Source organism: Pseudarthrobacter sp. J1763 (genome assembly GCF_050490295.1).
Lineage (GTDB): Bacteria > Actinomycetota > Actinomycetes > Actinomycetales > Micrococcaceae > JBNPEO01.
Genome location: NZ_JBNPEN010000003.1, coordinates 99,680 through 126,068 on the forward strand (window position 1 = coordinate 99,680; position 26,389 = coordinate 126,068).

A 26,389-nucleotide genomic window follows, 5' to 3' on the forward strand; every position below is an offset into this window, starting at 1 on the left:
TTCCTTCGTTGGTCATGATGGCTGATTAGTCATCGCAGGGTTGCTGAGGGGAGTGCTAAGTTCGTGGGCTATCCCGTGCAGGAGCCAGCCGGTAATCCGAGTAGCCATGGAGTCCGGGTCTGCTTGTGGCTGGCTGGCCGTGGCGGAAAGCCACTCTTCACCAGCGGCCCGTACTAGCCCAATGGCTGCCGTGGGCCAGTAAGCAATGAGCGCGCTGCTATTGCCGGAGAAATAGTCCTGCATGGGTTTTGCCAGCATTTGTGTGATCGCATCGAAGAAATGACTGAACGCACCGCCCAAAGGGCTTCCAACCGTTGAGGAACTATCTAGATTTCCAGGCTTTGTTACAAAGGTATAGACGTTCGGCGAGGTCTGGGCCATGTGCAGATAAGCACTGACCATGGCATGCAGTGCCTCTTGAGGACCCTCTGCACCCTGTGCTGCGTCAACAATTTTCTGCCGCATCTGGTGTAGGACCACTTCCCCGACAGCTTGCTGTAAGCCAGCTTTGTCACCGAAGTAGCGGTAGAACACCGATTTGGAGGTGCTGGCCGCGTTGGCAATGTCATCCATTGACGCTTCTGGACCCAAGGTATGGACCGCGCGGCGGGCTGCACGGATTAATTCACGACGGCGTTCCTCGCGGTGGCTGGTCCAACGAGCCGATCGCCCGTCTGCCACTGCTACTGCCGCCGTTGTGGACGCCGCAACCGAAGTGTCGGTAGTCGTCGTCGTAAGTGTGGTCCGAATGTTCACGATACTCAGCGTATCAGGTACGCTGAGTATCGGTAACCGCCATTGCTTCTTGCAGTCGGGCGGCGTCAACATGGAGTCAGCGTGCATCTCGTCGCGTTGGCCCGAACCGGACCTTGTGTGCCGGACAAAGGAGAGTCAAAACGTGAATGATCTGCGTAATGCCGTAGTAATCGGTGGAAACCGAATTCCCTTCGCCCGCTCTAATGGCGCCTACATCAACACTTCAAACCAAGACATGCTTACAGCGGCATTGGACGGGCTTGTCGCTCGCTTTGGTCTCCAAGATGAACGAATTGGTGAAGTAGCAGCTGGTGCCGTCCTGAAGCACTCAAAAGACTTCAACCTCACGCGTGAAGTTGTTTTGGGTTCGGCGCTTTCGGCCGAAACCCCGGCCTACGATCTTCAGCAGGCATGCGCCACAGGCTTGGAAGCGGTCTTGGGGCTGGCTAACAAAATCAAGCTGGGCCAGATCGATTCAGCGATTGCTGGGGGAGTGGATACCACCTCAGACGCTCCCGTTGCAGTCAGCGACGGTCTGCGCAACATTCTGATGGAACTGAGCCGGTCAAAAACTCTCGGCCAGCGCGTACAGGCTCTGAGTAAATTGCGTCCCAAGGACCTGGCTCCCAACGCTCCGGGCACGGGTGAGCCGCGGACTGGACTGTCCATGGGCGAACACCAAGCACTCACCACTGCACAGTGGAAAGTCACTCGTGAAGCACAAGATGAGTTGGCCTACAACAGCCACAAGAACCTTGCGGCTGCCTATGAGCGTGGCTTCTTTGACGATTTGATGACCCCGTACCGCGGCTTGAGCAAAGACTCAAACTTGCGTGCGGACACCACCTTGGAAAAGCTCGCCAAGCTGAAGCCAGTATTCGGCAAGCAGCTCGGTGCAGAGGCCACCATGACGGCCGGCAACTCCACCCCGCTCACCGATGGCGCGTCCACAGTGCTTTTGGCCTCCGAGGAATGGGCTGACGCTCACGATCTGCCCAAGCTCGCCCGTGTGGTTGATGGCGAGGCAGCAGCAGTTGACTTTGTCCACGGCAAGGATGGCCTGCTAATGGCGCCAGCCTTTGCTGTGCCACGCCTTCTGGCTCGACTAGGCCTAACCTTCGATGACATCGACTTCTTTGAAATCCATGAGGCCTTCGCAGGAACGGTTCTGAGCACCCTCACGGCCTGGGAAGACGACGCCTTCTGCACCGAACGTCTCGGTCTGGACAAAGCCCTTGGCACCGTTGACCGGTCCAAACTGAACGTCAACGGATCATCCTTGGCAGCAGGTCACCCCTTCGCTGCCACGGGTGGTCGCATCGTTGCCTCCCTCTCCAAGATGCTCCACGAACGCGGCACAGTCGATGGCCGGCCTTCACGCGGGTTGATCTCCATCTGCGCCGCCGGCGGCCAGGGCGTCGTCGCCGTCCTCGAATCTCTTTAGGAGGAACTGATTGTGACTGACAAATACACAGAATTCGTTAGCAAAGGTTTCGGTAAAGACCTGGCAAAAAAACTGGGCCTACCGCAGCCGGTAGTCCTTCGTCGCCACACACCAGGTGATCCATTGGTCACTGGTCCGGTTCTGGTTCAAGGTAGCTCCTCGGGCGCTGAAGAACTCGCCCAAGAACTCCTCTCATGGGGCCTAGACATCCGCCGTCACGTTACGGCCAAGGAAAAATTCGGTGCCATCGTTTTGGTATTGGACGACGTTCAGCACCCCACCGATCTAGAAGAGTCAGTATTAGCCACGGGGTCTGCCCTGCGTCATCTAGCCGCAAACTCTCGAGTGGTCACCGTATTCCGCTCCCCAGTCAGCGCCGGCGCCCCGGCTATAGCGGCCGCACGTCAAGGCATCGACGGCTTTGTGCGTTCACTGGCCAAAGAACTCCGGGCCGGGTCAACCGCCAACGGTATTGTGCTGGCGGAAGATGTCTCCCCGGTCAGCCCTGGAGCATTAGGTGCACTGCAGTTCTTCCTCTCCGGTCGCTCGGCGTTTGTTGACGGTCAGTTCCTGACCATTGGAAATAACGACGGCGCCCTGCCGCCCAAGCGCGACAGTCCCCTCGAAGGTCGGGTAGCCGTCGTGACCGGGGCAGCACGTGGAATTGGTGCGGCAATTGCTCGCACCCTGTACCGGGACGGCGCAACACTGATTTTGGTGGATATTCCTGCTGCGGGAGATCACCTTGCCAAGATCGCCAACGAAGTACACGGCAGCGCACTGCAATTAGACATCAGCCGTGAAGATGCAGGACAGAAGATCCTGGAACACGCAAAAAGCCGCCATGGCCACCTGGACATTGTGGTGCACAACGCAGGTATCACACGGGACAAATTGCTAGCCAACATGGATCCAGCACGCTGGAATTCGGTACTGGCCGTGAACATCGCAGCCCAATTGCGCATCAACGAGGCCCTATTGGCTTCCGACGTTTTTGCCCAACGTCCGCGCATAGTTTCGGTGGCCTCCACCAGTGGCATTGCCGGTAACCGCGGGCAGACCAACTACGCAGCATCCAAGGGTGGCGTGATGGGAATGGTTCGCTCCACCGCCGCAGCCATGGAAACTAAGGGAGGTGCCATCAACGCCGTCGCACCAGGATTCATCGAGACCGAAATGACAGCACGCATCCCCTTCGCAACCCGTGAAGTGGCGCGTCGCCTGAACTCTTTGCAACAAGGTGGCAAACCCGTTGACGTTGCTGAGGCGATAGCATTTTTGGCCAGCGACGCCGCCGCAGGGATCAACGGCGAAGTGCTTCGTGTCTGCGGGCAGAATCTGGTGGGAGCGTGAGCACCCCCAGCGTTCAAGTGCTCGGCGAGACGCCGTCATTGTCAAAGCTGTATCTAAATGCAGCAGCGCTCGCCGCACGAAAAAAGCTACTGGGTCACCACGAGAAACCAGAACTTCCAGCCGTTGCCCACGAAGTGGCTGACGTGGAAATCGACCTAGAAAAGCTCACCGCCTACCAAAAGCTTTTTGGGCTACCGGTTAGCGATGCAGTGCCTTCTGGTTACGTACATGTGTTGGGGTTTCCACTCGCCGTGAGCTTGATGACCAAAGACGAGTTCCCACTACCACTATTGGGAATGATCCACCTGCAAAATCGGGTGGAGCATTTCGGCAAGATAGAACGCTCTCAGCGGATGGATATTCGCAGCTGGGCTGAAAATCTCTCGGGTCACCGGGCTGGAACCAAAGTAGACCTGGTGGTGGAAGTTCGCGCAGCCCACAGCGACGACCTCTTATGGCGCGGTATTTCAACCTACCTCGCCAAAGGCGTGTTTCTTCCGGGCATCGATAAGCCCACCACGCAGCCGCCCAAGACCGACTTTGCGCCACCGAACCCCACAGCCGTATGGCGACTCGGAGCCGATGCGGGGCGAGCCTACGCAGCCGTGAGCGGGGACTTTAACCCCATTCACTTGAGTTCTCTCTCTGCTAAAGCGTTGGGACTGCGAACCTCGATTGTGCACGGCATGTACGTTGCCTCGCGTGCACTCGCAGAAATTGGCACTTCGGCATCCGATTCTTTTGTGTGGAACGTTTCATTTGAGGCACCAGTATTTTTGCCGGCAACGGTTGGCGTACGCATCGAAGCCGAAGAAGAAAACGGACCCGCAGCGGACGCTGCTGCACTCGAGGGAAACGCCCCAAAGATGCTTTTTGTGGGGTGGAACCAACGAAGTGGGCGACGTCACTTCACGGGATCTGTAGAACCGATCCTGCCGAACTAATCGGACAACAAGGCCCGTCTGACGGGCAGTGGTGGTCTCTCCCAGAGCTGGGCGAGACCACCACTGCCCAGCCCTTTAGCGGGAAGTTTATGAGCCTATGTTTCGGCGAAACAAAAATGGCCCTGATCCGAAGATCAGGGCCATTTTTGCTTTGTGCGCGGAGGGGGACTTGAACCCCCACCCCCTTTCGAGGACTAGCACCTCAAGCTAGCGCGTCTGCCATTCCGCCACCCGCGCAGGGTGTATTTTGACGATTCGACCCGCTGTAAAACCGGTTCGTTTCCTTCAAAAGCAGCGAGAAAAACTCTAACACGAACTTTGCGGAAACTAACAATCGGGCCAGCTCGGGGGTCTTTTGAGGCCAAAAATCTGGAAGTTTGCCCACCACAACTGGGTAGTCTGAGAAGTGGCACTCTCGCCGATCCGAATAACAGGAGGACACGTGACTGAGCAGACCAGGCCCGAAGACGAAGTCGTCAGGATTTGCCAAGAGTTAATCCGGATGGACACCAGCAACTTTGGTGATGGAACTGGCCCGGGGGAGCGCGCAGCTGCCGAATACACTGCGGGATTGATTACCGAAGTTGGTCTGGAAGCAGAGATCTTCGAATCCGCCCCAGGCCGGGCGAGTGTCATCACCCGCATGGAGGGCTCAGACCCCGCAAAGGGAGCTTTGGTGGTCCATGGCCACCTTGATGTTGTGCCCGCGTTGAGAGAGCAGTGGTCAGTTGATCCCTTTGCCGGGGAACTGCGGGACGGTCTCATCTGGGGACGAGGCGCAGTGGACATGAAGGACATGGACGCGATGATCCTTTCGGTGATGCGGGACTTCGCCCGGAAAGGCATCAAGCCCAAACGAGACATCATTTTTGCGTTTTTTGCCGACGAGGAGGCTGGCGGAAGTTACGGCGCCGGTTGGGCAGTAGAAAACCGTCCTGAACTCTTTGAAGGCGCTACTGAGGCCATCTCAGAGGTTGGTGGATTCTCTGCGAACATTGGTGGTCAGCGAACCTACTTGCTCCAAACTGCGGAAAAGGGGCTCTCGTGGTTGCGCCTCGTGGCCCACGGCCGCGCTGGCCACGGCTCACAAATCAACACAGACAATGCCGTGACCAAACTGGCCTCGGCCGTGACACGCATTGGTGAGTACCGTTGGCCCATTGAGCTCACCCCCACCACACGTCAATTCTTAGATGGCGTAACGGAACTTACCGGTGTGGAATTCGATCCGGACAATCCCGAACTCCTGTTGAAGGAACTGGGCACGGTTGCTCGTTTTGTGGGAGCAACGCTGCAGAACACGTCCAACCCCACGCTGCTCAAGGGTGGCTACAAGCACAACGTGATCCCTGAATCAGCTGAGGCTCTCATTGACTGCCGAACTCTGCCCGGCCAAGAGCAACAGGTTCTGGAAAAGGTTCGCGAACTTGCCGGAACCGATGTGGCCGTTAGCTACGTGCAAAAGGGAGAGTCCCTGGAAGTTCCGTTCTCAGGAAACTTGGTGGACTCTATGATCGATGCCCTTCACAGCCAGGATCCGGGCGCAAAAGTCCTCCCGTACACACTCTCCGGCGGTACGGATAACAAGTCGCTGAGCCGTCTGGGCATCACCGGTTACGGCTTCGCGCCCCTGATGCTTCCTGATGACCTCGACTTCACCGGCATGTTCCACGGCGTGGACGAGCGTGTCCCCGCGGAGTCACTCAAGTTCGGCACCCGGGTGTTGGAACAACTCCTCACCAACTACTAGATTCGCTGTTCCAGCCGGTCAGGTGGAACTTCTGCCACTGACCGCTTCTGCGACTGACCACTTCTGCCTCTGAACAAAGGTCCATTGAAAGGACTTAGCTGCCGTGAATGACCAGCAAAACCTCTACAAAGCACTCCTGAACGATGAACTTTTGGAGCGCATCCGTTCACGTGCTGCAGGCTATGACAAAAATAACCAGTTCTTCCACGAGGATCTTATGGAACTTCAAGACTCTGGGTACTTGAAGATGTTCGTTCCAAAGGACGACGGCGGATCGGGTCTGGGGCTCGAAGCGGCGGCGTTGCTTCAGCGCCGCCTTGCAACGGCAGCCCCGGCCACCGCGCTCGCGGTGAATATGCACTTGGTGTGGACCGGCGTCGCACATTTGCTGGCTCAGCGCGGAGATACGAGTCTGGACTTTGTCCTGCACGAAGCAGGTCAAGGCGAAGTTTTTGCCTTCGGCAATTCTGAAGCAGGCAATGATTCGGTGCTCTTTGATTCCAGGACCGAAGCCGTCCCCTCAGATGACGGAAGCTATTCCTTCACAGGAACTAAAATTTTCACGAGTCTTTCGCCAGCATGGACCCGCTTGGGAATATTCGGGAAGGACTCTAGTGGCCCTGAACCTGTTTTGGTCCACGGGTTTATCACCCGGGACACACCAGGATATCGAATCCTTGATGACTGGGACACTGTGGGGATGCGAGCCAGCCAGTCCAACACCACCGTCTTGGAAGGGGCAATAGTTCCCTCCAACCGTGTGTTCCGTAAGCTGCCTGTAGGCCCCAACGCTGACCCGTTGATCTTTGCCATATTTGCCTGCTTCGAAACCCTCTTGGCAGCTGTTTACACAGGCGTAGGGGATAGGGCTTTGGAGCTGGGGGTTGCTACGGCGAAGCGTCGCACTTCCTTTAAAAATGGTGGCCGAAGCTACGCGCAGGATCCGGACATTCGGTGGAAAGTGGCCGACGCAGCGATCGCGATGGACGCCATACTTCCTCAGTTACTCACCGTGGGCCGTGACGTTGATTCACTCGTTGATCATGGCAGTAAATGGTTCCCCAAGCTTGTAGGTCTGAAAGTGCGTGCCACTGAGACAGCCCGGACAGTTGTTGACTTGGCCATCAGGGTCTCTGGAGGCGGCAGCTACTCGTCAAGCAGTGAGCTGGGGCGCCTGTATCGTGACGTTTTGGCCGGGATGTTCCATCCATCTGATGACGAGTCAGCGCACGCCACGGTGGCCAATGCGTGGCTGGGGCCGATAGAAAGTTAGCACCGGGAGGCTGACTCGAGCATTGACCCTAGATGGTCCGTTGGACGCTGAGGACTTTGCGGCGGAGCCAGAAACGGCGTGCACCACCCATGTACATCACTGTGCGCTCCAATTCCCATTTGCCGTACTCCGAATGTTCAACAAGGCGTTGGCGCGCATCACCGATTGACTCGCTGCGGGGGACTGTAAGCACCATGTATTCGTACTGGCGCGCGAAGTCCCGGCTGCGTCGTACAGCTGCTGCTGGAAATTGTTCCTTCATAGCCCTCCATTTTGTTACTTTTCCGGCTAACGTGAACGTATGAGCATCGATCCGCGTGTCGCCTTACAGTCTTTGACGGCCGCCCTCGAGGAACACCTCGCGGCGGCCGCCAGTCGCCGAAGCGATGGAGACCCAGCCGTTGAAGCAGCCTTTTTCGCCGTCGCAGACGCTTTTGAAGTCTACGAAGATGCTCTTTATGAAGCGTACGGCGAAGTTACACCGCTTCAAGTCTTCGAAGAAGACGATGACGACTTTGATGACGAAGATTCAGACGAAGATTCACAGGACGAGGACGACTTCGAACCCGTCGAGGACTAATTCGCCCGTTCAGACACTTCGCTGAGCACCTGTGAGATTTGCTCGGGGAGCCGAACCTCTTCAGCACCCAGTAATTGTTGCAATTGTTGCGCAGAGCGTGGCCCCACAATTGCCGAACTAACGTTTTCTTGAGCCAATAACCACGCAAGAGCTAATTGCGCCGGTGAGCTATCCAAACCCTGCGATGCAGTCCACAGCGCCTCAACAATGCGCGATGGCCTTGTGGCTAAATAGGGCTCCACATAGTCGGCCCACTCTTCATTGGCGGCCCGCGAGTCGGTGGGAATTTGGCCACGATACTTGCCTGAGAGGACACCACGGCCCAACGGCGCCCAAGCCAAGAGTCCCAGACCAGCGTCATAGGCAGCGGGAATCACTTCGGCCTCCGCTTGCCGCTGAAGTAACGAGTATTCAATCTGGTGCGCGACGGCGGTGAAGGGTGCCTGCACCGCAGCTTTGGCTGATTGCCACCCAGTAAAGTTGGAGAATCCCACATAACGAACGCGCCCCGTGTTCAGGGCCAGGTCCATGGCGGAAAGTGTCTCCTGCAGTGGGACGTGCGGATCCCATGCATCTACTAGCCACAGGTCCAAGTAGTCAGTGCCTAGCCGCACTAATGAAGCATCCAGCGAACTCAACATTGCACTGCGGGACGTATCCACCACTCGGTGTCCGTTCCGGTATTCCAGCCCAGCCTTGCTCACAAGGACTAGATCCTGACGCGCCACAGTGTGGCCAAGGTGCTGGCCCAAAATAGCTTCCGCCGCTCCGTTGGTGTATCCGGCGGAGGTGTCAACTAGGTTGCCACCGGCATCGCAAAAAATCCGCAAAAGATCCGCGGCCACGTCCTCGTCTATTCCTGAACCCCATGTCATGGTGCCCAGTCCCAGTGCGGAGGCACGGAGGCCACTGTCGCCGACAAATCTTTGCTGCATGTCTGCAAGCTTACGGCTGAAATTGGTGGCCTATGAAGTAAGGTCAAATCTGTGAATTGGATTGAAGCTGCCTTCCTCGGCCTAGTACAGGGACTGACTGAGTTCCTCCCCGTTTCCTCAAGCGCACACTTGCGAATTGTGGGTGAGTTTTTACCCAACGCATCGGATCCAGGTGCTGCGTTTACCGCTATTACCCAGCTGGGCACCGAGACAGCTGTACTGGTTTACTTCTGGCGGGACATCGTCCGGATTATCAAGGCCTGGTTTGGTTCACTCACAGGCCGTATCAGTCGCCAAGATCCAGACGCTCGGATGGGCTGGCTGATCATCATTGGTAGCCTTCCCATCATCATTTTGGGCTTGCTCTTCCAAGACCAGATTGAAAGCGTTTTGCGCAGTATGTGGATTGTTGCCACCATGCTGATCGTTTTTGGTCTTGTCCTAGCCGTAGCGGATGCAGTGGGAAAGCAGACTCGTGAGCTGAGCGACATCAGCGTTAAGCACGGCATCCTGTTTGGCTTGGCGCAGGCTCTGGCACTTATTCCGGGTGTTTCACGGTCTGGTGGCACCATCTCAGCAGGTCTATTGATGGGTTACACACGCGAAGCCGCAGCCCGTTATTCGTTCCTTCTGGCCATCCCCGCCGTTTTTGGTAGTGGCCTTTACCAGCTCTACAAGGTCCTTTCCCATGACGGGCTCACCGGCCCTTATGGTTTGGGCGAAACTGCGCTGGCAACTGTTATTGCGTTTGTGGTGGGCTTCTTTATCATCGGCTGGTTCCTCAAATACGTCAGCACCCGTAGCTACCGCCTTTTTGTCTGGTACCGAATTGCCCTGGGCCTTATGCTTTACATCCTGTTGGGTTTCAACGTCATTGCCGCGTAGCACTAGGCTTGAACAGTGAAAGCTTGGAAATCCCGTCCTGTCCCTGAAATCCCCGGCTCCATGCCAGCGGTTCGCATTTTTGATACCGCTAAAGGTCGCTTGGATGTGATCGAACAGACCGGCTCGCAGTCGATGTATGTCTGCGGCATCACCCCCTATGACGCAACTCATATGGGTCACGCTTCGACCTATCTCGCCTTTGACCTGTTGAACCGTGCATGGCGAGATGGCGGTCAAAGCGTGAGTTACGTGCAGAACGTGACGGACGTCGACGACCCACTCTTAGAGCGCGCCACTGCGACCGGCGTGGACTGGCGGGACCTTGCTGTAGAGCAGACTGAGCTGTTCCGCGCCGACATGGAAGCTCTCAACGTGATTGCTCCGGCTCACTACGTTGGTGCCGTTGAAGCCATCGAGTGGATTGTTCCCGAGGTAGAGCGGCTGATCGCGGCCGGACTCGCCTACCCCGTGGTTGGTACTGATGGCGCCCCCGATGGCGACATTTATTACGACACTGTTGCTGCTTCAGCGGCCGGGCATGCGGTTCACTCTTGGGAGCTTGGCTCGGTGTCCGGGCTCAGCGAAGACCAAATGCTTCCGTTGTTCGCCGAACGCGGTGGAGACCCAGACCGCGCCGGTAAGCGTCACCGGCTGGACCCACTGTTGTGGCGCGTGGCCCGGTCTGGCGAGCCCCATTGGGATGGCGGAACTCTAGGCAACGGCCGTCCAGGTTGGCACATTGAATGCACCGTTATTTCCCAACGCTTCCTCCCCACACCGTTCACGGTTCAAGGCGGAGGTTCCGACCTGATCTTCCCTCACCACGAGATGGGGGCTGGCCACGCATTCTCTTTGAGCGGCAAGGACATGGCCTTGCACTATGCCCATACCGGGATGGTGGGTCTCGACGGCGAAAAGATGAGTAAGTCACTGGGTAACTTGGTCTTGGTTTCGGCTCTGCGGAAGGCAGGGGAGGACCCCGCTGCTATCCGGCTTGCTGTGATGAGTAACCATTACCGTCAAGACTGGTTCTGGACGGATGCGCTCCTAACCCAGGCCCAGGAACGCCTAGCACGCTGGCGCGGCGCTCTCACGAGCACGCCAGCCGGCAGCGCTAACCCACTCATTGCTGCTATTCGCGAGCACATTGCACACGATCTAGATGCGCCCGGCGCCTTGGTGGCCGTTGATGCTTGGGCTGAACAAACACACAGTTCAAGCGCCACAGCTGAAAATTCTGAAGCTGACGCCACTCTGATTAGCTCCGCCATCAACGCAATTTTGGGAATCGAACTCTAAGGGTTTTCTTGCCCGCGGCGTTTGAGGTACCGCTCAAACTCGCGGGCGATCGATTCCCCGCTGGCCTCCGGCAACTCGGCGGTATCTTTCGCTTCTTCAAGTTGCCGGACGTAGGCAGCGATTTCTGGATCGTCCGTAGCAAGTTCGTTGACACCGCGCTCCCAGGCTTCCGCGTCTTCCGCCACGTCAGCGGTGTCCAGAGGAATCTCCAAGAGATCCTCGATCCCGTGCAGTAGGGCGAGCTGGGCTTTGGGAGACGGGGACTGAGCAACATAATGCGGCACGGCTGCCCAGAGAGAAATCGCTGGGATTCCAGCGAGTTTCGCCATTTCGCCGAGAACACTCACAATGCCCACCGGCCCCTCGTAGTTGGAGGCTTCGAGGTTCAGGCGCTCACGTACTTCCGGATCATCACAAGTGGTAGTGATGGGGATGGGCCGGGTGTGGGGGACATCGGCTAAGAGCGCGCCCACCAAGATCACATAGTCCACGTTCAATTGTTCAGCCTGAAGCAGGACTTCGGCCGTGTAGGCCCGCCACTTGTATGAAGGTTCTGTGCCGTGAACAAAAACCACATCTACGTTGCGGTCAGGCAGTGACGCCTTGGAAATTTTGGTGGACGGCCACTTGATTTTCCGGGCGCCCGAGGCCGTTGTACGAATAGTGGGTCGGGTGAACTGGAAGTCGTAAAACTCATCAGCATCGATGACCGCGATCTTTTTTGCGTTCCATGCATGAATCAGATGGCGCAAGGCATCGCTGGCAGCCTCACCGGCGTCGTTCCAGCCCTCAAAGGCGGCCACCATGACGGTGACCCGCTCGCCGTCGGGCACGTTCTTCAGAAGCTTTGCGGCCACGGAGTCCAGATTCTCTTCGAAGCTGTTCATTTCATTACCCTACGTCGAAGCATGGCGCTGGTAACGGTACGGCGTTCAAGACTGGCAAATATTCGCCCATGGCGCATTTGTGTTCAACACCCGTGACTCATCAGCAGCTCACCGTAGACTGGAGGGCATGCAGACTTCGGCCCTCAATGCCAATCATTTTCCTCAGCTTAAGGCAGTTCTTTGGGATATGGATGGGACACTCGTGGACACCGAGCCCTATTGGATAGCTGCCGAACACGGCCTCGTTGAACGATTCGGCGGAAAGTGGTCTCACGAGCAGGCTATGCAGCTTGTAGGGCAGTCTTTGGTCCACTCCAGCAAGATCCTGCAACGTGCCGGCGTGGAGATGGAATCACGCGAGATCATCGACCACCTCAGCGGCGAAGTCATTGAGCGAATCCAACAGCGTGTTCCATGGCGTCCCGGCGCACGTGAGCTCCTGGACAGCCTGTACCAAGCAGATATTCGCTGCGCAATGGTGACCATGTCTGAGCGGCCCATGGCCACTGTGGTTGCTGAGAGCCTGCCCGAACCCTATTTTGAGTTCCTTGTGACTGGCGATTCGGTAACGCACGGCAAACCACACCCGGAGGCCTACACCACGGCAGTGGAACGTTTGCGCAGGACCGATCCAGAGCTAGGTACCGAGCACTGTGTGGCATTGGAAGATTCCATCCCCGGAATTCAGGCCGCTGTATCCTCGGGCCTCGTCACGGTCGGCGTGCCCCACGTGATCGACATCCCGGAGGGATCCGCATCGGTCCTTTGGGATTCGCTCCACGGCAAGGACGTCCATGACCTCCACGCAGTGCTGCAAGACTTTAGGGTTGCCCAAGCGAAAGCAGGTAGCCACTAAATGTCTGCCCCCGAACACACTACAAACTCACGCGAAGGCATCCACCTCGGTCGTATCGCCGGGGTACCAATCATTCTGGCCTACTCGTGGTTTATCATCGCAGCTCTGACAGTCATTATGTTTGGCCCAGTACTGCAGCGCGGAATGCCTCATCTCGGTGCCGGCGCTTATCTAGTTGCCTTCAGTTATTCAGTGTTGCTTTTGCTCTCAGTGTTGGCGCACGAGCTTGCTCACGCACTGACCGCCCGGATTTTTGGCTGGCCCACCGAAAAGATTGTCCTCAACCTTTGGGGCGGCCATACACAATTTGATGTTTTCACGGCAACTCCCGGCAAATCGGTGGTCGTTGCCCTCGCTGGGCCAGCGGCAAACTTCATTCTGGCTGGTGGGGCATGGCTCTTTGTCAGCACTGCCAACCCAAGCGGTGTTGCTGGTGTTTTGGCTAACATTTTTGTCTGGGCCAACTTTGTGATCGCTATCTTCAACGTACTTCCCGGTATTCCGCTAGACGGGGGCCGGATTGTTGAATCCATCGTGTGGAAAACTACCGGTAGTCACGAACGCGGCACCATTGCAGCTGGCTGGGCCGGGCGCATTATCGTAGTGGGCATTTTGCTGTGGTTTGTGGTCCTACCGTTGCTCCGCGGCGATGGTCTGGACTTCAGCTTCGGGATCATCTCCATTCTGGTCGCTTGGTTCTTGTGGAGCGGCGCCAGCGCCGCCATCAACCACGCAAAGATGCGTTTACGTTTGCCTGCCATTTCGGCAGCCTCGCTCTCCGTGCCAGCGATCGGTGTACCGAATTCGGCGACCGTCGCGGACGTTTTGCGAATGAACGACGGCGGTTCACTCGCCGTCGTACTATGCGCGCCTGACGGAAAGCCTCAGGGAGTGGTGGATGACGCGGCTCTTGCGGGCGTTCCAGCCCAATCCCAAGCATCTACCCCGGTGACGGCAGTGTCTTTTGCGCTCTCGCCAGGAGCCTATGTGCCCGGCGCTGCTGCGGGCGAAGACTTGGTGCACTATCTGGCAAAACTTGAGGGCCGTGACTATGCGGTGATTGACGACGCCGGACGGGTCACTGGTCTTTTGCGCCAACAGACGGTTGTCAGTGCCATCACAGGAAAAACTGTTGGCAAACGCAACAATCAGGCGCGACGCTAAACCCGTCGAATGTCGGCCTTGCAGGCCATTCACGGTAGAGTTACCAGCCGGTCCACCACTCAGCAAAGCAGCAAGGAACGTTTATGACCAGCGCCAGCGAAACCCCGGAATCCACCCACGAAACTGTGAGCGATTCGGCACCGGTGACAGGCACTCATCTGGCGTCCGGGAATTCCCGGGTTAGCACTGCAACTGGCGCTGCCCGCCGTCGTGGTCCGTTCCGCGAAGGCGAACGAGTTCAATTGACTGACGAACGCGGACGCATGAACACCATTTCCCTTGAGGTGGGTGGGGCCTTTCACACACACCGCGGCTTCTTGAACCACGACCTCATCATTGGTTCTCCGGACGGTTCTGTAGTCACCAACAATGTGGGCCAGCAGTACCAGGCCTTGCGGCCCCTGCTCAGTGACTTTGTACTGTCAATGCCTCGCGGTGCGGCAGTTGTGTACCCGAAAGATGCTGGTCAGATTGTCACCATGGCGGATATTTTCCCGGGTGCGCGCGTGGTCGAAGCTGGTGTTGGCTCAGGTGCATTGTCTATTTCTTTGCTGCGTGCCGTCGGCGATTCCGGGTACTTGCACTCTTTTGAGCGTCGCGAAGAATTCGCTGACATTGCCCGCGGGAACGTCGAAACCATTTTTGGTGGACCGCATCCGGCTTGGCAGATTTCCTTGGGTGATTTCCAAGACGAAGTCGTCAAAGCTGAAGCACCCGGCAGTGTTGACCGCGTTGTCCTAGACATGCTGGCCCCATGGGAATGCCTTGATGCAGTAGCCACAGTTCTGGCCCCGGGGGGCGTCTGGATTAACTACGTTGCCACCGTCACCCAGTTGTCCCGCACCGCTGAAGCCATCCGTGCCGATGGCCGCTTTACTGAGCCTGACGCATGGGAGTCCATGGTCCGCGGCTGGCACCTTGAAGGTTTGGCCGTCCGCCCGGACCACCGGATGGTAGCCCACACAGGCTTTTTGCTGGTGACGCGGCGCTTGGCAGACGGAGTCACTGGTATTGGTCTCAAACGCAGGCCATCCAAAACCGAATTCAGCGAAGAAGACTTGAATGCGTGGACACCAGCGAATGTGGGGGAGCGTCCGGTCTCGGACAAAAAACTTCGCCGTGCAGCTCGGGATGCGCAAGCCGGTACCAACGTTGTAGACGGAGACTAAAATAACTTGCTTTTTTGGGCATCCGTATGCTGACCGTCAGCGCCAGCATACGGACGCAGGGAAGCAACTGAGCGGCACCACGCGTTAGGGTCTATATAGGTACCCAAGTCGAGAGGCGCACACACCGTGAACGATGCTGCATCAGGAAACGATCCGAGCGCTGAAAACGCTGCCCAGTTGTCCGTGGCGGACCGGCAGGTCAACGTTCTTCGTGACAAGCTGCGTAGCCTAGACCGCCAACTAGCTGCGGCCACGGGAAACAACAGTAAGTTGGTGGCCACACTCGAGGCCGCACGCACCGAGATTCAACGTCTCAAAGCAGCCCTTGAGCAAGATGGCCAACCCCCTTACACCTTTGCCACCGTCCTGCAAGTAAACCCACGTTCTGCAGCTGGAATTGGCAAGGCCGCCACCGAAGAAAGTGTTGACGTGTTCAACGCTGGTCGCAAAATTCGGGTGGGCATCAGTCCACTCTTGAACATTGCACAGCTCGGCGCGGGCCAAGAGGTACTTCTTAATGAAGCCCTCGTCATCGTGGCTGCTCTCGGTTATGAACGCGCCGGCGACATCGTCACTGTCAAAGAGCTACTTGGCAAAGACCGCGCGCTTGTTGTTGGCCGCACCGACGATGAAAAAGTGGTTCGGATTTCCGCAGCGCTGCAGAGTGTAGGTGTTCGTGTGGGAGACGCACTCTCACTGGAAACTCGGACCGGGTATGCCCTCGAGAAGATCCCACGCTCCGAAGTGGAAAATTTGGTGTTGGAGGAAGTCCCGGACATTTCCTACAAGGACATCGGTGGGCTTGGTCCGCAGATCGAGCAAATCCGGGACGCCGTTGAGCTGCCCTTTTTGCACCCGGAACTATACCGCGAGCACGGACTCAAAGCGCCCAAGGGAATTCTGCTCTACGGCCCGCCTGGTTGCGGCAAAACACTCATTGCCAAAGCAGTGGCGAACTCGTTGGCGGCCCGGGCTGCAGAACGTGCCGGTACAGCAGACCTCAAGAGCTATTTCTTGAACATCAAGGGCCCTGAGCTCCTCGATAAATACGTGGGCGAAACCGAACGGCACATCCGCTCCATCTTTGCCCGAGCTCGGGAAAAGGCTTCAGACGGCAGCCCCGTTGTGGTGTTTTTTGACGAAATGGATTCGCTCTTCCGCACCCGCGGAACCGGTGTCTCCTCCGACGTCGAAACCACCATTGTTCCGCAACTTCTGAGCGAAATTGACGGTGTTGAACGTCTGGACAATGTCATTGTTATTGGTGCGTCCAACCGTGAAGACATGATTGATCCAGCCATCCTGCGCCCGGGACGATTGGACGTCAAAGTCAAAATTCAACGGCCCGACGCAGAAGCTGCCGCGGACATTTTTGCCAAGTACGTGACCACTGATTTGCCCTTCCATGAGGCTGATCTTGCTGCGCACGGCGGCGATGCCCAAAGCACCGTTGATGACATGATCCAGCGCACCGTTGAATCCATGTATTCCACTGACAAGTCCAACGAGTACCTGGAGGTTACCTACGCCAACGGTGACACCGAAATGCTCTACTTCAAGGATTTCAACTCCGGTGCTGTGATCCAAAATGTGGTAGACCGGACCAAAAAGTACGCCATCAAGGACCTGCTCACAACCGGCCAACGTGGTATCCGGATAGAGCATTTCCTCCGCGCTGTGGTGGACGAATTCCGTGAACACGAAGACATGCCCAACACCACCAATCCTGATGACTGGGCACGAATCTCCGGCAAAAAGGGCGAACGTATCACCTACATCCGCACCATTGTTCAGGGTAAAGGCGGTCAGGAGCCGGGGAAGACTATCGAAACTACAGCCAACACCGGGCAGTACTTGTGACCAACAGTTCCGCCGCCGCTGAGTTTGCAGCAAGCGCATCTTCACTGCCTGTAGGCGGCGCGGTGCGCGTGATGGGCTCTGAAACCGAGTACGGCATTCATGCGCCAACAGCGCCGTACTCGAACGCCACCATGATGTCTGCCCGGGTAGTGCAGGCTTACGCGAAGATCTCCCGCGAGCACGCCTCCAGTCGTGCAGCCCAACGTGCGGGGACTGCGTGGGACTATGCAGACGAGAGTCCTCTGCATGATGCTCGTGGCTACACGATGGCTCGAGAAGACGCAGACCCAAGTCAGCTCACTGATCAACCGCCGGTGCTAGATGCCACGGCTGTGGCGATGGCTCATGGACGTCCCGGCCTGGAGCAAGATGGATCTGACCCACAGGGTGAGTTGTTGATGAACATGGTTTTGGCCAACGGCGCACGCTTGTACGTTGACCATGCGCATCCGGAGTATTCCAGCCCAGAGGTTACTAACCCCTTGGACGCGGTCCGGTGGGATGCCGCCGGTGACCTTGTAGCTTTGGCAGCTGTCCGTTCACTGGCCGCTGATCCTGAGCTGCCAGCGATCAACCTCTACAAAAACAACACAGACAACAAAGCCGTTTCCTATGGTTCGCACGAGAACTATTTGATGCCCCGAAGTGTGCCGTTCAGCAAAATCGTTGAGGGTCTCACACCTTTTTTTGTTACTCGCCAGGTGATGTGTGGTGCCGGACGTGTAGGTGTGGGTTTGGAACCGGTGGAATCCGGTTTCCAATTGAGTCAGCGGGCAGATTTTTTTGAAGCGGAAGTTGGACTTGAAACCACCATCCGTAGGCCGATCATCAATACGCGCGATGAGCCGCATGCAACAGCCGAAAAGTACCGCCGGCTCCATGTCATCACTGGTGATGCCAATCTGTCCCAGGTGGCTAACTACCTAAAATTTGGCACAACGGCCATGGTTCTGAGCCTTATTGAGGCAGACCGCGCCCCTAAGATTCAGGTTTACGAGCCCGTTCAGGAACTGCAAGAAGTCAGCCACAACACATCCTTGACGCATGCCGTCAGACTCATTGATGGCAGGCGGTTGACCGGGATCGAAATTCAACGGATCTACCTTGAAGCTGCGCAGAAATTGGCTAATGACACCGGTGTTGGTGCTGTACAGGGTGGCGATGGACACACACATCGGGTTCTGCAGCTCTGGGAATCAACGCTTGATTTGTTAGAGACTGACGCTCAGGCAGCCGCAGGTCGAGTTGAGTGGCTCGCGAAGTTACAAATCCTAGAAGGGTACCGGGAACGGGATGGACTCGGTTGGGATGATCCCCGCATTGCTTTGATTGATCTGCAGTGGTCTGACATTCGGCCAGAACGCGGTTTGTACCATCGGCTCGCGCAACGTGGGCGGATGGAAAAACTCGTGGACGACGCCGCTATCGCGGTTGCCGTCACAGAGCCGCCGGGAGATACCCGTGCATTTTTCCGGGGCAAGTGCGTCAGCCAATTCGCTGAAAGTGTGGTCGGTGCGAGCTGGGACTCGGTGATTTTTGATGTGAACGGACGCTTACGGCTCCAACGCATCCCGATCCTCGAACCGCTACGGGGGACTGAGGCACTGACCGGGCAACTTTTTAGGGATCATCAAGATCCGGAAAACTTCCTCTCTGCGCTCTTAGGAAGCAGATAATGTAGCTAAGACCTTTTCCGCATTTGTTGGAACAACACGAAGGAACTGACATGGCAGCCCAGGAACAGCATCGTCCTAACGCACGGCAAGATGAAGAGGTTCAGGAACCCGCACCCGTAGCACCCGCCGTTTCCGCCCAAACGTCTGAGGCCACCCAAGGTGTCGACGATCTCCTAGACGAGATCGACGGCGTTTTGGAGACTAACGCTGAAGAGTTTGTTCGCGCGTTTGTGCAAAAGGGTGGTCAGTAACTCTTGTCTGAGGGGATCATCCGGGCGGTAGGTGCGGCGGCGACGTCGTCCTTTTCTGAGTACCTAGCTCAATCACGGCCTGATCTGTTGCCCTATGGCCAACAGTTGCCGGCCGGTGTGGTGCCGCCCGTTCCCCATGCGACAACGATTGTTGCTCTGGCATTTGCCGGCGGTGTGCTGATGGCGGGGGACCGCAGGGCCACCATGGGAAACGTGATCGCGAGCCGAAATATTGAGAAAGTTTTTCCAGCCGATCAATACTCAGTCCTTGGAATTGCTGGCACTGCTGGCATCGCTATTGACATCACCAAGTTGTTCCAAGTTGAGCTGGAACATTACGAGAAGATCGAGGGCGCACTTCTCAGCCTTGAAGGCAAGGCGAATCGTTTAGGAGCCATGATTCGCAGCAACTTGCCCATGGCTTTGCAGGGCATGGCTGTTGTGCCGCTGTTCGCTGGCTTTGATACCACCTTGGGCGTTGGGCGTTTATTCTCCTATGACGTTACGGGCGGCCGCTATGAAGAGGTTGAACATCATAGCGTTGGTTCAGGTTCAGTATTTGCCCGCGGCGCCCTGAAGAAGCTCTGGCAGCCCAACTTAGATGAGGCCCATGCCTTTCGGGTTGCCGTCGAAGCCCTATACGACGCCGCCGATGACGACTCAGCCACCGGGGGACCGGATGTTGTTCGTAAATTGTGGCCGGTTGTTTACACGGTGAATCGACAAGGTGCTCGGCGGGTCACCGATCATGAACTTGCAGAGGTTGCAGCAGCGGTACTAAGCGACCGTGCGGCTGCCGGGCGGGAGGCTTAGATGTCACAGCAGTTTTATGTTTCGCCCGAACAGCTAATGAAAGACCGCGCTGACTTTGCGCGGAAGGGTATTGCTCGCGGACGATCAGTGGTGGTAATCAGTTGCACCGAAGGTATTGCGTTAGTCGCTGAGAACCCCTCACCATCGCTGCACAAGATCGGTGAGATTTACGACAAAATCGCTTTTGCTGCGGTTGGCAAGTACAACGAGTTTGAAAGTTTGCGTCAAGCCGGTGTGCGTTACGCGGACGTTCGCGGATATTCATACGACCGTGCAGACGTTACTGCCCGAGGCCTCGCAAGCGTTTACGCGCAAAGTCTGGGCACCGTTTTCACTGCCGAGCACAAACCCTTTGAGGTAGAGCTTGCAGTGGCTGAAGTGGGCCGCCACCAAGGTGATGACCATCTATTTCGCCTGAACTTTGACGGTTCCATTGCAGATGAAACGGACTTTGTAGCCATGGGCGGGCAAGCCGATGTTGTGTCTGCCGCTCTGGCTCAGGCATGGCGGCCGGACCTCGATTTTTCTGCTGCGCTGTCATTGGCTGTCAATGCTCTGCTCACCGATCGCGAGGGCGAAGAGCTCACGTCGGCTTCCTTGGAAGTGGCGCTTTTGGAACGGAACTCAGAATCGGTTCGTGGCACCCGGCGAGCGTTTAGACGTTTGCCAGCGGCCGACGTCGACCAACTTCTCAACGGAATTAGTGGCGCCGTTGGCGCAGCCGAAGAAACCGACAAACAGGTGGGTACAAACTCAGATGGATAGGCGTATTTTCGGCGTTGAAACCGAATTCGGAATCTCTTACTCGAGCCCAAACGGGCGTCCACTGGCGCCGGAAGAAGTAGCACGCTACTTGTTCCGCAAAGTGGTTAGTTGGGGAAGATCCTCCAACGTCTTCCTGACCAACGGCTCACGGCTCTATCTCGACGTCGGGTCCCATCCCGAATATGCCACGGCCGAGTGCGATGATTTGGCCCAATTGGTGGCCCATGACCGTGCCGGTGAGCTGATCCTCGAAGACCTGGTGATTGAGGCAGAACGCAAACTTGCTGCCGAAGGGTTCGACGGACAGGTTTACCTGTTCAAGAACAACACCGATTCCGCCGGGAACTCCTATGGGAGCCACGAGAACTATCTCATCCCTCGCAAAGGAGAGTTTGCCCGTTTGGCGGAAGTCCTGATTCCTTTTTTGGTGACTCGCCAATTGCTCGTCGGAGCAGGGAAAGTTCTCAAGACCCCGCATGGGGCCACCTACGCCTTTTCACAACGAGCAGACCACATTTGGGAAGGAATCTCCTCGGCAACAACGCGTTCGCGGCCCATCATTAATACCCGCGACGAGCCACATGCGGATGCAGAGTTCTACCGCCGGCTTCACGTCATCGTGGGCGACTCAAACATGTCTGAAACCACCACCATGCTCAAATTGGGCACGGTGGACCTCTTGTTGCGAATGGTTGAGCGCGGGACGATCATGCGGGACATGCGCTTGGAAAACCCCATCCGCAGCATCCGTGAGATTTCCCATGATCTCACCGGCCGGGCTCTGGTTCGCCTCGCCAATGGCCGTCAACTGACTGCCTTGCAGATCCAAGAAGAGTACTTTGCCAAAGTGTCCGATTTTGTGGCGGCGGAGGGTGCACACACCCCGCACGTTCCGCTCATTATGGACCTGTGGCGCCGGACCCTGGACGCCATCGCGAGCCAGAACACCAGCCAGATCGACACGGAAATTGACTGGGCTATCAAAAAGAAGCTCATCGATTCCTACGCTGCCCGGAATTCGATGGCCCTCGATGCCCCACGTATTGCTCAATTGGACTTGACCTACCATGACATTTCGCGCAAGCGCGGACTGTTCTACTTGCTCGAAAACCGAGGTGCCGCAAAACGCGTGGTTACGGACCAAGATGTTCAGGCTGCAGTGGACACACCGCCACAAACCACCAGGGCAAAATTGCGGGGTGAGTTTGTCCGCCGGGCCCAAGCTGCCGGTCGCGATTACACCGTCGATTGGGTGCATCTGAAGCTCAATGACCGGGTGCATCAAACCATCTTGTGTAAGGACCCATTTTTGAGCACCGATGAACGAGTTGACGCGATTTTGGAGTCCATAGGCTGATTTTCAGCTTCGTTCGGTACCCTTGTCTGGGCAGTCTGCTGTCCCAGAACGTTGCTGCAGTGCTGTGAGCACGTGGCGGCAACCCCTATCGTCGAAACGAAAGTTTTCTTGTGCGCCGACTTTTATCCATAGTGATCCCTACCGCCTTGCTGCTTACAGCGTGTGGTGGTCAGGCGTCGACTCCGGAACCAACTAGCCAAACGTCCGGTGACATCTCCAAGCTTGATTCGCTCAAGCTAACTGATCAGGGAGACAAAAAAGCACCGAAGGTTGAGTTCAAAACTCCGCTGGAGGTCACTCAACCCACCATCAAGGTTGTTAAGGAAGGCTCTGGCGATAAGGTCAAAGCCAACCAAGTTGCCGACGTGAGCCTATTAGCGCTGAGCGGCAAGGACGCCTCTGTCCTTGAGGACACCTACCCAGACGAAACCAAGACGCAAAAGGTTGATCTCAGCGACGAGATGAAATCCGGCAATTCGGTGGTCTACAACGCATTTGTTGGTGCCAAGATTGGCTCCGAGCTTGCCTACGCAGTGCCGGGCACCGCGACTTCCACACAGGCTGCAGGTCCTACTCAGATTTTGGTTATTAAGATCCTGAGCGCCAAGGATTCCCCGAAGCCTTTGGAGAAGCCTGAGGGTGATACCGTAACGCCGCCCGCTGGTTTGCCAAAGGTAACTTCCGATGCCAAGGGCGTTCCGAGCATCGATGTAAAGGGAGTAGCTAAGCCCACCAAACTCATTGCTCAAGACCTCATCAAGGGCAAGGGTGCGGTGGTCAAGGACACTGACACCATCGTCGCTAACTACCGCGGTGTAAACCTCTCCGACGGTGTCACTTTTGATTCAAGCTTTGAGCGCGGGCAGACCGCTAGCTTCGCTTTGAACCAGGTCATCAAGGGTTGGAGCCAAGGCCTAGCCGGTAAGACGGTTGGTTCACGTGTTCTTCTGGTGGTCCCGAAGGATCTCGCTTACGGTGACACAGCCCAAGGTAAGGCGAAGGGCGATCTAGTCTTCGTCGTCGATATCCTTGGTGTGAAGTAACCCTTATATCCCCTTTTTCTCACTAGCCAATCTCTAAGGAGTAGCCATGTCTTTTGGTCAGCGCGACTACGACCGCACCAAACCGGAAATTGATTTCCCCGAGGGTGACGTTCCTAGCGAACTAGTAATTACCGATCTCATCGAGGGCGACGGTCGCGAAGCACAAGCAGGCGACACCGTCTCCACGCATTACGTTGGCGTTGCCTGGTCCACCGGAGAAGAGTTTGACTCCTCTTGGGGCCGTGGAGCACCTTTAGACTTCCGCGTAGGCGTTGGTCAGGTTATCCAAGGCTGGGACCAGGGCCTTTTGGGCATGAAAGTTGGCGGCCGCCGTCGCCTTGAGATCCCCTCCGAGCTGGCTTACGGCTCGCGCGGTGCCGGTGGAGCCATTGGCCCCAACGAGGCATTGATCTTTGTGGTTGATTTGGTGAACGTTCGCTAAGTAAACCTTTAGAACTCAGCGCGGCCGGAAGCTGAAAATCATCAGCATCCGGCCGCGCTTTTCGTTTCCCAGCCTGCACTGAGTACCCTAAGGAACGTGTCAGCAGCCAAGACCGAACGCCTCCTCAAATTACTCATTGCGTTACTCAGCACAAAGTACGGGTACACGCGTGAATATCTGCGCCGTAAGCTCTACGCCGAGGCGAGCTCGGAAGAAGCATTTTTGCGAATGTTTGAGCGAGACAAAAGTGATCTTCGAACTATGGGTATTCCCATTGAAATCATCGGCGACGCGGGCATGCAGGGCGAAGAGTCTGAGGCCACAAAGTACCGTATCCGCCAAGACCAGTACCGTTTGCCTGATGTTACTTTCACGGCCCAGGAACGTTCAGTATTGGTACTCGCAGCTCAACTGTGGGAACAAGCTTCCCTAGGCCAAGCTGCCCTTAGCGCCGTACAAAAAATTGCCGGCGGTCTTCCCGCTACCAACACGTCGTCGGAGCCTGAGGAGGCGGAGACGGCCTCGGCTGTTCTTCCTCGCATTCGTACCGCTGGCCCAGCGTTCGACGCCGTGATGACGGCAATGCGCGGTCACTACGCCATCACATTTGCTTACCGCAGCCGCGGCAGCGAAGACGTTAAACAGCGAATGGTGGAACCGTGGGGGCTCGGCAATCGATTCGGGCAGTGGTACCTCGTGGGCCGCGACGTTCAGGTGGGGGAGCAGCGGACTTTTAGGCTCTCCCGCATGGCCTCTGCCGTAACCTCAAAGCCGAACGTCAATTTCCTGCCGCCGGAGAACTTTGACGTGACGGTGGCGCTAGATCAGATGGAGGAACTGCCTGCCATCACTGCCACCGTTGCCGTAGCACCGGCTAAGGCACTGGCTCTCCGTAACCGTGCGCTGAGCGCCACTGAGAGTATTCCTTCAGGACAGCGGCCAGCGGCTGGCTCACAGCCGGGCGCAACGGACTTGGTTTGGGAAGAACTCCAGCTAGAGTACCGAGACCACGAAGTCTTCGCCGAAGAACTCGCTGCTTTGGGCCCCAATGTAAGGGTTCTAGAACCTGCGCCTTTGCGGGCGGCTACCGTCCGGCGTTTGAGTATGGCTCGGGCAGCGTCAATGACCAAGGCACCGAGTCCCGCAGCCTTCGCCGGCCTCAAGGCTGGCAGTGTTACTAGACGTACCCGAAGCAGTTCTGAAGAACGGCTAAAGCGCTTACTGGGTTTGGTGCCCTTTTTGGTACGAAATCCAGGAATGCACAAGCGGGACATCGCAGCGAACTTTGGCATCACTGAACAGGAGCTAGATGCTGATCTGAACATTGTGATGTGTTCTGGCTTGCCTGATGGGTATCACAACGATCTGATGGACGTGCAGTTCGATGATGGGCACGTCTATTTAGAGAATGCTGAAGAGCTGTCCAAACCTGTCCGCTTCACTATGGAAGAAGCCTGCGCGCTCTTGGTTGGTTTGGAATCTCTGAGCGGCCTACCGGGTTTGGCGGATCGCGAAGCCCTAGACTCAGCAACGGTGAAGCTCACCGAAGCAGCCGGGGACGTCGCCGCCCTGGCGCCAGCCGTTGAGGCTCGACTGACTCCAAGTGCCTCACCTGAAATCTTGGAACGCATCCAGAAGGGTCTTGGCGGCCGGCGTCAATTGAGACTGAAGTATTTGGTTCCTAGCCGGGACGAGGTCACAGAGCGCACCGTGGACCCCTTGCGCCTGATCTCTCAAGATGACTCTTGGTACCTTGAGGCTTGGTGCCACAGCGCTGAGGCAAACCGTAATTTCAAGCTGGAACGCCTTTTGAGCGTTGAGGTGACCGAGAAGCCCATCGCTACGCACTCACGCACTGACGATGGGTTTCCAGCCACGCTTTTTACCGCCCACGACACCGACCAGGTTGTTACGCTGGCGCTCAGTGATGCCGGCGCATGGCTGGCAGAGCACTATTACGCGGAGGCCACAGCTCCACTGCCCGATGGCGGACTTCTAGCTAACATTCGTGTTGCATCCACAGCGTGGCTACCCTCAGCTGTGGCCCAACATGGCGGTTCACTTCGCGTGGTGGAACCGGCGTCTGTGGCTGCACAGACGCTGGGATGGCTTGATGAATCAGTCCAGTTGTATCAATCCGAGCAATAGTCCAGCACCCATACAAGCGTGTGGATCGAGGAAGGTAGACTGCTCGAATGCCTTGGTGGTCATGGATTCTGTTGTGGGTAGCCCTTGTGGCTATCGCCTTGCTTATTTTTGTGGTGCTAGGCATTCGCTTGTTCCGCGGTTTTATGGCGTTGCTTAAGGAGTTCGAGGAGTCCAGCGCAAAACTGGGAAACTTTTTGGACTCGCGCAGCGTTGAAGGCTCGTCTGATGATGCATCGGCGGAACGTCCCGGCTTGGGAATTTTCGCTGATCCGGATACTGTCAGGGCCGAATACCGCGCCGGCAAGGCAGAACGCCAAGAACTACGTCGGGTTAAACGTGTGGCCCGCAAAGTGGCGCGTCACCAACCGCGGACACTGCACGACATAGGTATGAGATAGACGTAGGATGTACGCAGAGGAAAGGACTTCCAATGGGACGACTCTTTGATGGCCCGTGGCCCATCGTAATTATTATCATCGTGGCACTATTGCTTTTTGCTGCCCCCAAGCTGCCCCAAATGGCACGCAGCCTGGGCCAGTCAATGCGCATCATGAAATCTGAAGTTAAGCAGATGAAGGATGAAGGCAAGAGCGAGACCAAGAGTGACGTAACTGATCCTGTTGAAGGCAAGATAGTTAACCACTCTGATGCTCCGACTCAGAACGGCAACACCAACGGCGGAACTGACGTCCCGCCGTCGAACCGCGCCTGACTCAAGTGGCAGTGACGAAGGGCCGAA

General features: G+C 56.8%; 26 protein-coding genes and 1 tRNA gene. 22 read left to right on the top strand and 5 right to left on the bottom strand.

The features are described from left to right. Nucleotides 1-12: 12 nt before the first annotated feature. Complete coding sequence (locus ACQQCD_RS04020) at nucleotides 13-756, bottom strand: TetR/AcrR family transcriptional regulator (protein ID WP_430267119.1); 744 nt, start codon at nucleotides 754-756, stop codon at nucleotides 13-15. Between the two features lie 142 nt (nucleotides 757-898). Here ACQQCD_RS04020 and ACQQCD_RS04025 point away from each other — a divergent pair, with 142 nt between their 5' ends. The 3 genes from ACQQCD_RS04025 to ACQQCD_RS04035 are packed head-to-tail and all read left to right on the top strand — an operon-like array spanning nucleotide 899 to nucleotide 4,497. Beyond that, the gene (locus ACQQCD_RS04025; protein ID WP_430267120.1) at nucleotides 899-2,200 is read left to right on the top strand and encodes an acetyl-CoA C-acetyltransferase; all 1,302 of its coding nucleotides are present in this window, start codon (nucleotides 899-901) and stop codon (nucleotides 2,198-2,200) included. A 12-nt stretch (nucleotides 2,201-2,212) separates the two neighbouring features. After that, nucleotides 2,213-3,553 carry a 3-oxoacyl-ACP reductase gene (locus tag ACQQCD_RS04030; RefSeq protein WP_430267121.1) on the top strand — a complete coding sequence of 447 codons (1,341 nt, stop codon included), beginning with the start codon at nucleotides 2,213-2,215 and terminating at the stop codon, nucleotides 3,551-3,553. After that, nucleotides 3,550-4,497 (top strand): MaoC family dehydratase, encoded by a 948-nt coding sequence (locus ACQQCD_RS04035; RefSeq protein WP_430267122.1) that lies wholly within the window; start codon nucleotides 3,550-3,552, stop codon nucleotides 4,495-4,497. Before ACQQCD_RS04030 ends, ACQQCD_RS04035 begins: the two co-directional genes overlap by 4 nt. A 154-nt stretch (nucleotides 4,498-4,651) precedes the next feature. Here the strand turns inward: ACQQCD_RS04035 and ACQQCD_RS04040 are convergent. After that, a tRNA-Leu gene (locus ACQQCD_RS04040) sits at nucleotides 4,652-4,734 on the bottom strand. A gap of 205 nt (nucleotides 4,735-4,939) precedes the next feature. Between ACQQCD_RS04040 and ACQQCD_RS04045 the strand changes: the two genes are divergently transcribed. Together ACQQCD_RS04045 and ACQQCD_RS04050 are read left to right on the top strand one after the other, a co-directional pair. Beyond that, nucleotides 4,940-6,247, top strand: a complete 1,308-nt coding sequence (locus ACQQCD_RS04045; protein WP_430267123.1) for a M20/M25/M40 family metallo-hydrolase — start codon at nucleotides 4,940-4,942, stop codon at nucleotides 6,245-6,247. Between the two features lie 103 nt (nucleotides 6,248-6,350). Then, the gene (locus tag ACQQCD_RS04050) at nucleotides 6,351-7,520 is read left to right on the top strand and encodes an acyl-CoA dehydrogenase family protein (protein ID WP_430267124.1); all 1,170 of its coding nucleotides are present in this window, start codon (nucleotides 6,351-6,353) and stop codon (nucleotides 7,518-7,520) included. Between the two features lie 28 nt (nucleotides 7,521-7,548). On the opposite strand, the gene ACQQCD_RS04055 is transcribed toward ACQQCD_RS04050, so the two are convergent. After that, nucleotides 7,549-7,782, bottom strand: a complete 234-nt coding sequence (locus ACQQCD_RS04055) for a DUF5703 family protein (protein ID WP_430267125.1) — start codon at nucleotides 7,780-7,782, stop codon at nucleotides 7,549-7,551. 39 nt (nucleotides 7,783-7,821) lie between these two features. Here ACQQCD_RS04055 and ACQQCD_RS04060 point away from each other — a divergent pair, with 39 nt between their 5' ends. After that, complete coding sequence (locus tag ACQQCD_RS04060; protein WP_430267126.1) at nucleotides 7,822-8,100, top strand: hypothetical protein; 279 nt, start codon at nucleotides 7,822-7,824, stop codon at nucleotides 8,098-8,100. Here the strand turns inward: ACQQCD_RS04060 and ACQQCD_RS04065 are convergent. Further along, on the bottom strand, nucleotides 8,097-9,035 hold the full coding sequence (locus ACQQCD_RS04065; protein ID WP_430267127.1) for an aldo/keto reductase: 939 nt from the start codon (nucleotides 9,033-9,035) through the stop codon (nucleotides 8,097-8,099). The two genes, ACQQCD_RS04060 and ACQQCD_RS04065, sit on opposite strands and share 4 nt — an antisense overlap. Nucleotides 9,036-9,086: 51 nt before the next feature. Between ACQQCD_RS04065 and ACQQCD_RS04070 the strand changes: the two genes are divergently transcribed. Together ACQQCD_RS04070 and mshC are read left to right on the top strand one after the other, a co-directional pair. Then, nucleotides 9,087-9,920 carry an undecaprenyl-diphosphate phosphatase gene (locus ACQQCD_RS04070; protein ID WP_430267128.1) on the top strand — a complete coding sequence of 278 codons (834 nt, stop codon included), beginning with the start codon at nucleotides 9,087-9,089 and terminating at the stop codon, nucleotides 9,918-9,920. Between the two features lie 15 nt (nucleotides 9,921-9,935). Further along, nucleotides 9,936-11,219 (top strand): cysteine--1-D-myo-inosityl 2-amino-2-deoxy-alpha-D-glucopyranoside ligase, encoded by a 1,284-nt coding sequence (gene mshC / locus ACQQCD_RS04075; RefSeq protein WP_430267129.1) that lies wholly within the window; start codon nucleotides 9,936-9,938, stop codon nucleotides 11,217-11,219. On the opposite strand, the gene ACQQCD_RS04080 is transcribed toward mshC, so the two are convergent. Further along, the gene (locus tag ACQQCD_RS04080) at nucleotides 11,216-12,106 is read right to left on the bottom strand and encodes a PAC2 family protein (protein WP_430267130.1); all 891 of its coding nucleotides are present in this window, start codon (nucleotides 12,104-12,106) and stop codon (nucleotides 11,216-11,218) included. The genes mshC and ACQQCD_RS04080 overlap by 4 nt on opposite strands. A gap of 127 nt (nucleotides 12,107-12,233) precedes the next feature. On the opposite strand from ACQQCD_RS04080, the gene ACQQCD_RS04085 reads away from it, so the two are divergent. The 14 genes from ACQQCD_RS04085 to tatA all read left to right on the top strand — a co-directional run bounded on the left by ACQQCD_RS04085 (nucleotide 12,234) and on the right by tatA (nucleotide 26,362). Then, nucleotides 12,234-12,962, top strand: coding sequence for an HAD family hydrolase (locus ACQQCD_RS04085; RefSeq protein ID WP_430267131.1), 729 nt, complete (start codon nucleotides 12,234-12,236; stop codon nucleotides 12,960-12,962). Next, the gene (locus ACQQCD_RS04090; protein ID WP_430267132.1) at nucleotides 12,963-14,126 is read left to right on the top strand and encodes a site-2 protease family protein; all 1,164 of its coding nucleotides are present in this window, start codon (nucleotides 12,963-12,965) and stop codon (nucleotides 14,124-14,126) included. Nucleotides 14,127-14,209: 83 nt separating this feature from the next. Beyond that, complete coding sequence (locus ACQQCD_RS04095) at nucleotides 14,210-15,295, top strand: tRNA (adenine-N1)-methyltransferase (RefSeq protein ID WP_430267133.1); 1,086 nt, start codon at nucleotides 14,210-14,212, stop codon at nucleotides 15,293-15,295. A 126-nt stretch (nucleotides 15,296-15,421) separates the two neighbouring features. Further along, on the top strand, nucleotides 15,422-17,155 hold the full coding sequence (arc, locus tag ACQQCD_RS04100; protein ID WP_430267134.1) for a proteasome ATPase: 1,734 nt from the start codon (nucleotides 15,422-15,424) through the stop codon (nucleotides 17,153-17,155). 71 nt (nucleotides 17,156-17,226) lie between these two features. Then, entirely contained in the window at nucleotides 17,227-18,831 is a 1,605-nt protein-coding gene (gene dop / locus ACQQCD_RS04105) for a depupylase/deamidase Dop (RefSeq protein ID WP_430267284.1), read from the top strand. 50 nt (nucleotides 18,832-18,881) lie between these two features. Beyond that, nucleotides 18,882-19,082 (top strand): ubiquitin-like protein Pup, encoded by a 201-nt coding sequence (locus ACQQCD_RS04110; protein ID WP_430267135.1) that lies wholly within the window; start codon nucleotides 18,882-18,884, stop codon nucleotides 19,080-19,082. Nucleotides 19,083-19,085: 3 nt separating this feature from the next. Beyond that, entirely contained in the window at nucleotides 19,086-19,895 is an 810-nt protein-coding gene (gene prcB / locus ACQQCD_RS04115) for a proteasome subunit beta (protein WP_430267136.1), read from the top strand. Beyond that, the gene (gene prcA / locus ACQQCD_RS04120) at nucleotides 19,896-20,660 is read left to right on the top strand and encodes a proteasome subunit alpha (RefSeq protein ID WP_430267137.1); all 765 of its coding nucleotides are present in this window, start codon (nucleotides 19,896-19,898) and stop codon (nucleotides 20,658-20,660) included. Next, complete coding sequence (gene pafA / locus ACQQCD_RS04125; RefSeq protein ID WP_430267138.1) at nucleotides 20,653-22,017, top strand: Pup--protein ligase; 1,365 nt, start codon at nucleotides 20,653-20,655, stop codon at nucleotides 22,015-22,017. The genes prcA and pafA overlap by 8 nt, the downstream gene beginning before the upstream one ends. A gap of 110 nt (nucleotides 22,018-22,127) precedes the next feature. Then, nucleotides 22,128-23,060: an FKBP-type peptidyl-prolyl cis-trans isomerase gene (locus ACQQCD_RS04130; RefSeq protein WP_430267139.1), complete on the top strand. Its 933-nt coding sequence runs from the start codon at nucleotides 22,128-22,130 to the stop codon at nucleotides 23,058-23,060. Nucleotides 23,061-23,106: 46 nt separating this feature from the next. Next, nucleotides 23,107-23,502, top strand: a complete 396-nt coding sequence (locus tag ACQQCD_RS04135) for an FKBP-type peptidyl-prolyl cis-trans isomerase (RefSeq protein WP_430267140.1) — start codon at nucleotides 23,107-23,109, stop codon at nucleotides 23,500-23,502. 96 nt (nucleotides 23,503-23,598) lie between these two features. Then, entirely contained in the window at nucleotides 23,599-25,650 is a 2,052-nt protein-coding gene (locus ACQQCD_RS04140; RefSeq protein WP_430267141.1) for a helix-turn-helix transcriptional regulator, read from the top strand. A 47-nt stretch (nucleotides 25,651-25,697) separates the two neighbouring features. After that, nucleotides 25,698-26,048: a hypothetical protein gene (locus ACQQCD_RS04145; RefSeq protein WP_430267142.1), complete on the top strand. Its 351-nt coding sequence runs from the start codon at nucleotides 25,698-25,700 to the stop codon at nucleotides 26,046-26,048. Between the two features lie 32 nt (nucleotides 26,049-26,080). Then, nucleotides 26,081-26,362 (top strand): Sec-independent protein translocase subunit TatA, encoded by a 282-nt coding sequence (gene tatA / locus ACQQCD_RS04150; protein ID WP_430267143.1) that lies wholly within the window; start codon nucleotides 26,081-26,083, stop codon nucleotides 26,360-26,362. Nucleotides 26,363-26,389 lie beyond the last annotated feature (27 nt).

Bases quoted from the DNA above. Each gene is read 5' to 3' on its own strand.
- ACQQCD_RS04080 (WP_430267130.1), bottom strand. From the start codon at position 12,106: ATGAACAGCTTCGAAGAGAATCTGGACTCCGTGGCCGCAAAGCTTCTG.
- ACQQCD_RS04110 (WP_430267135.1), top strand. From the start codon at position 18,882: ATGGCAGCCCAGGAACAGCATCGTCCTAACGCACGGCAAGATGAAGAG.
- pafA (WP_430267138.1), top strand. From the start codon at position 20,653: ATGGATAGGCGTATTTTCGGCGTTGAAACCGAATTCGGAATCTCTTAC.
- dop (WP_430267284.1), top strand. From the start codon at position 17,227: ATGGGCTCTGAAACCGAGTACGGCATTCATGCGCCAACAGCGCCGTAC.
- tatA (WP_430267143.1), top strand. From the start codon at position 26,081: ATGGGACGACTCTTTGATGGCCCGTGGCCCATCGTAATTATTATCATC.
- ACQQCD_RS04145 (WP_430267142.1), top strand. From the start codon at position 25,698: ATGCCTTGGTGGTCATGGATTCTGTTGTGGGTAGCCCTTGTGGCTATC.
- ACQQCD_RS04060 (WP_430267126.1), top strand. From the start codon at position 7,822: ATGAGCATCGATCCGCGTGTCGCCTTACAGTCTTTGACGGCCGCCCTC.
- ACQQCD_RS04090 (WP_430267132.1), top strand. From the start codon at position 12,963: ATGTCTGCCCCCGAACACACTACAAACTCACGCGAAGGCATCCACCTC.
- ACQQCD_RS04085 (WP_430267131.1), top strand. From the start codon at position 12,234: ATGCAGACTTCGGCCCTCAATGCCAATCATTTTCCTCAGCTTAAGGCA.
- ACQQCD_RS04095 (WP_430267133.1), top strand. From the start codon at position 14,210: ATGACCAGCGCCAGCGAAACCCCGGAATCCACCCACGAAACTGTGAGC.
- ACQQCD_RS04055 (WP_430267125.1), bottom strand. From the start codon at position 7,782: ATGAAGGAACAATTTCCAGCAGCAGCTGTACGACGCAGCCGGGACTTC.
- ACQQCD_RS04065 (WP_430267127.1), bottom strand. From the start codon at position 9,035: ATGCAGCAAAGATTTGTCGGCGACAGTGGCCTCCGTGCCTCCGCACTG.
- ACQQCD_RS04135 (WP_430267140.1), top strand. From the start codon at position 23,107: ATGTCTTTTGGTCAGCGCGACTACGACCGCACCAAACCGGAAATTGAT.
- prcA (WP_430267137.1), top strand. From the start codon at position 19,896: ATGTCACAGCAGTTTTATGTTTCGCCCGAACAGCTAATGAAAGACCGC.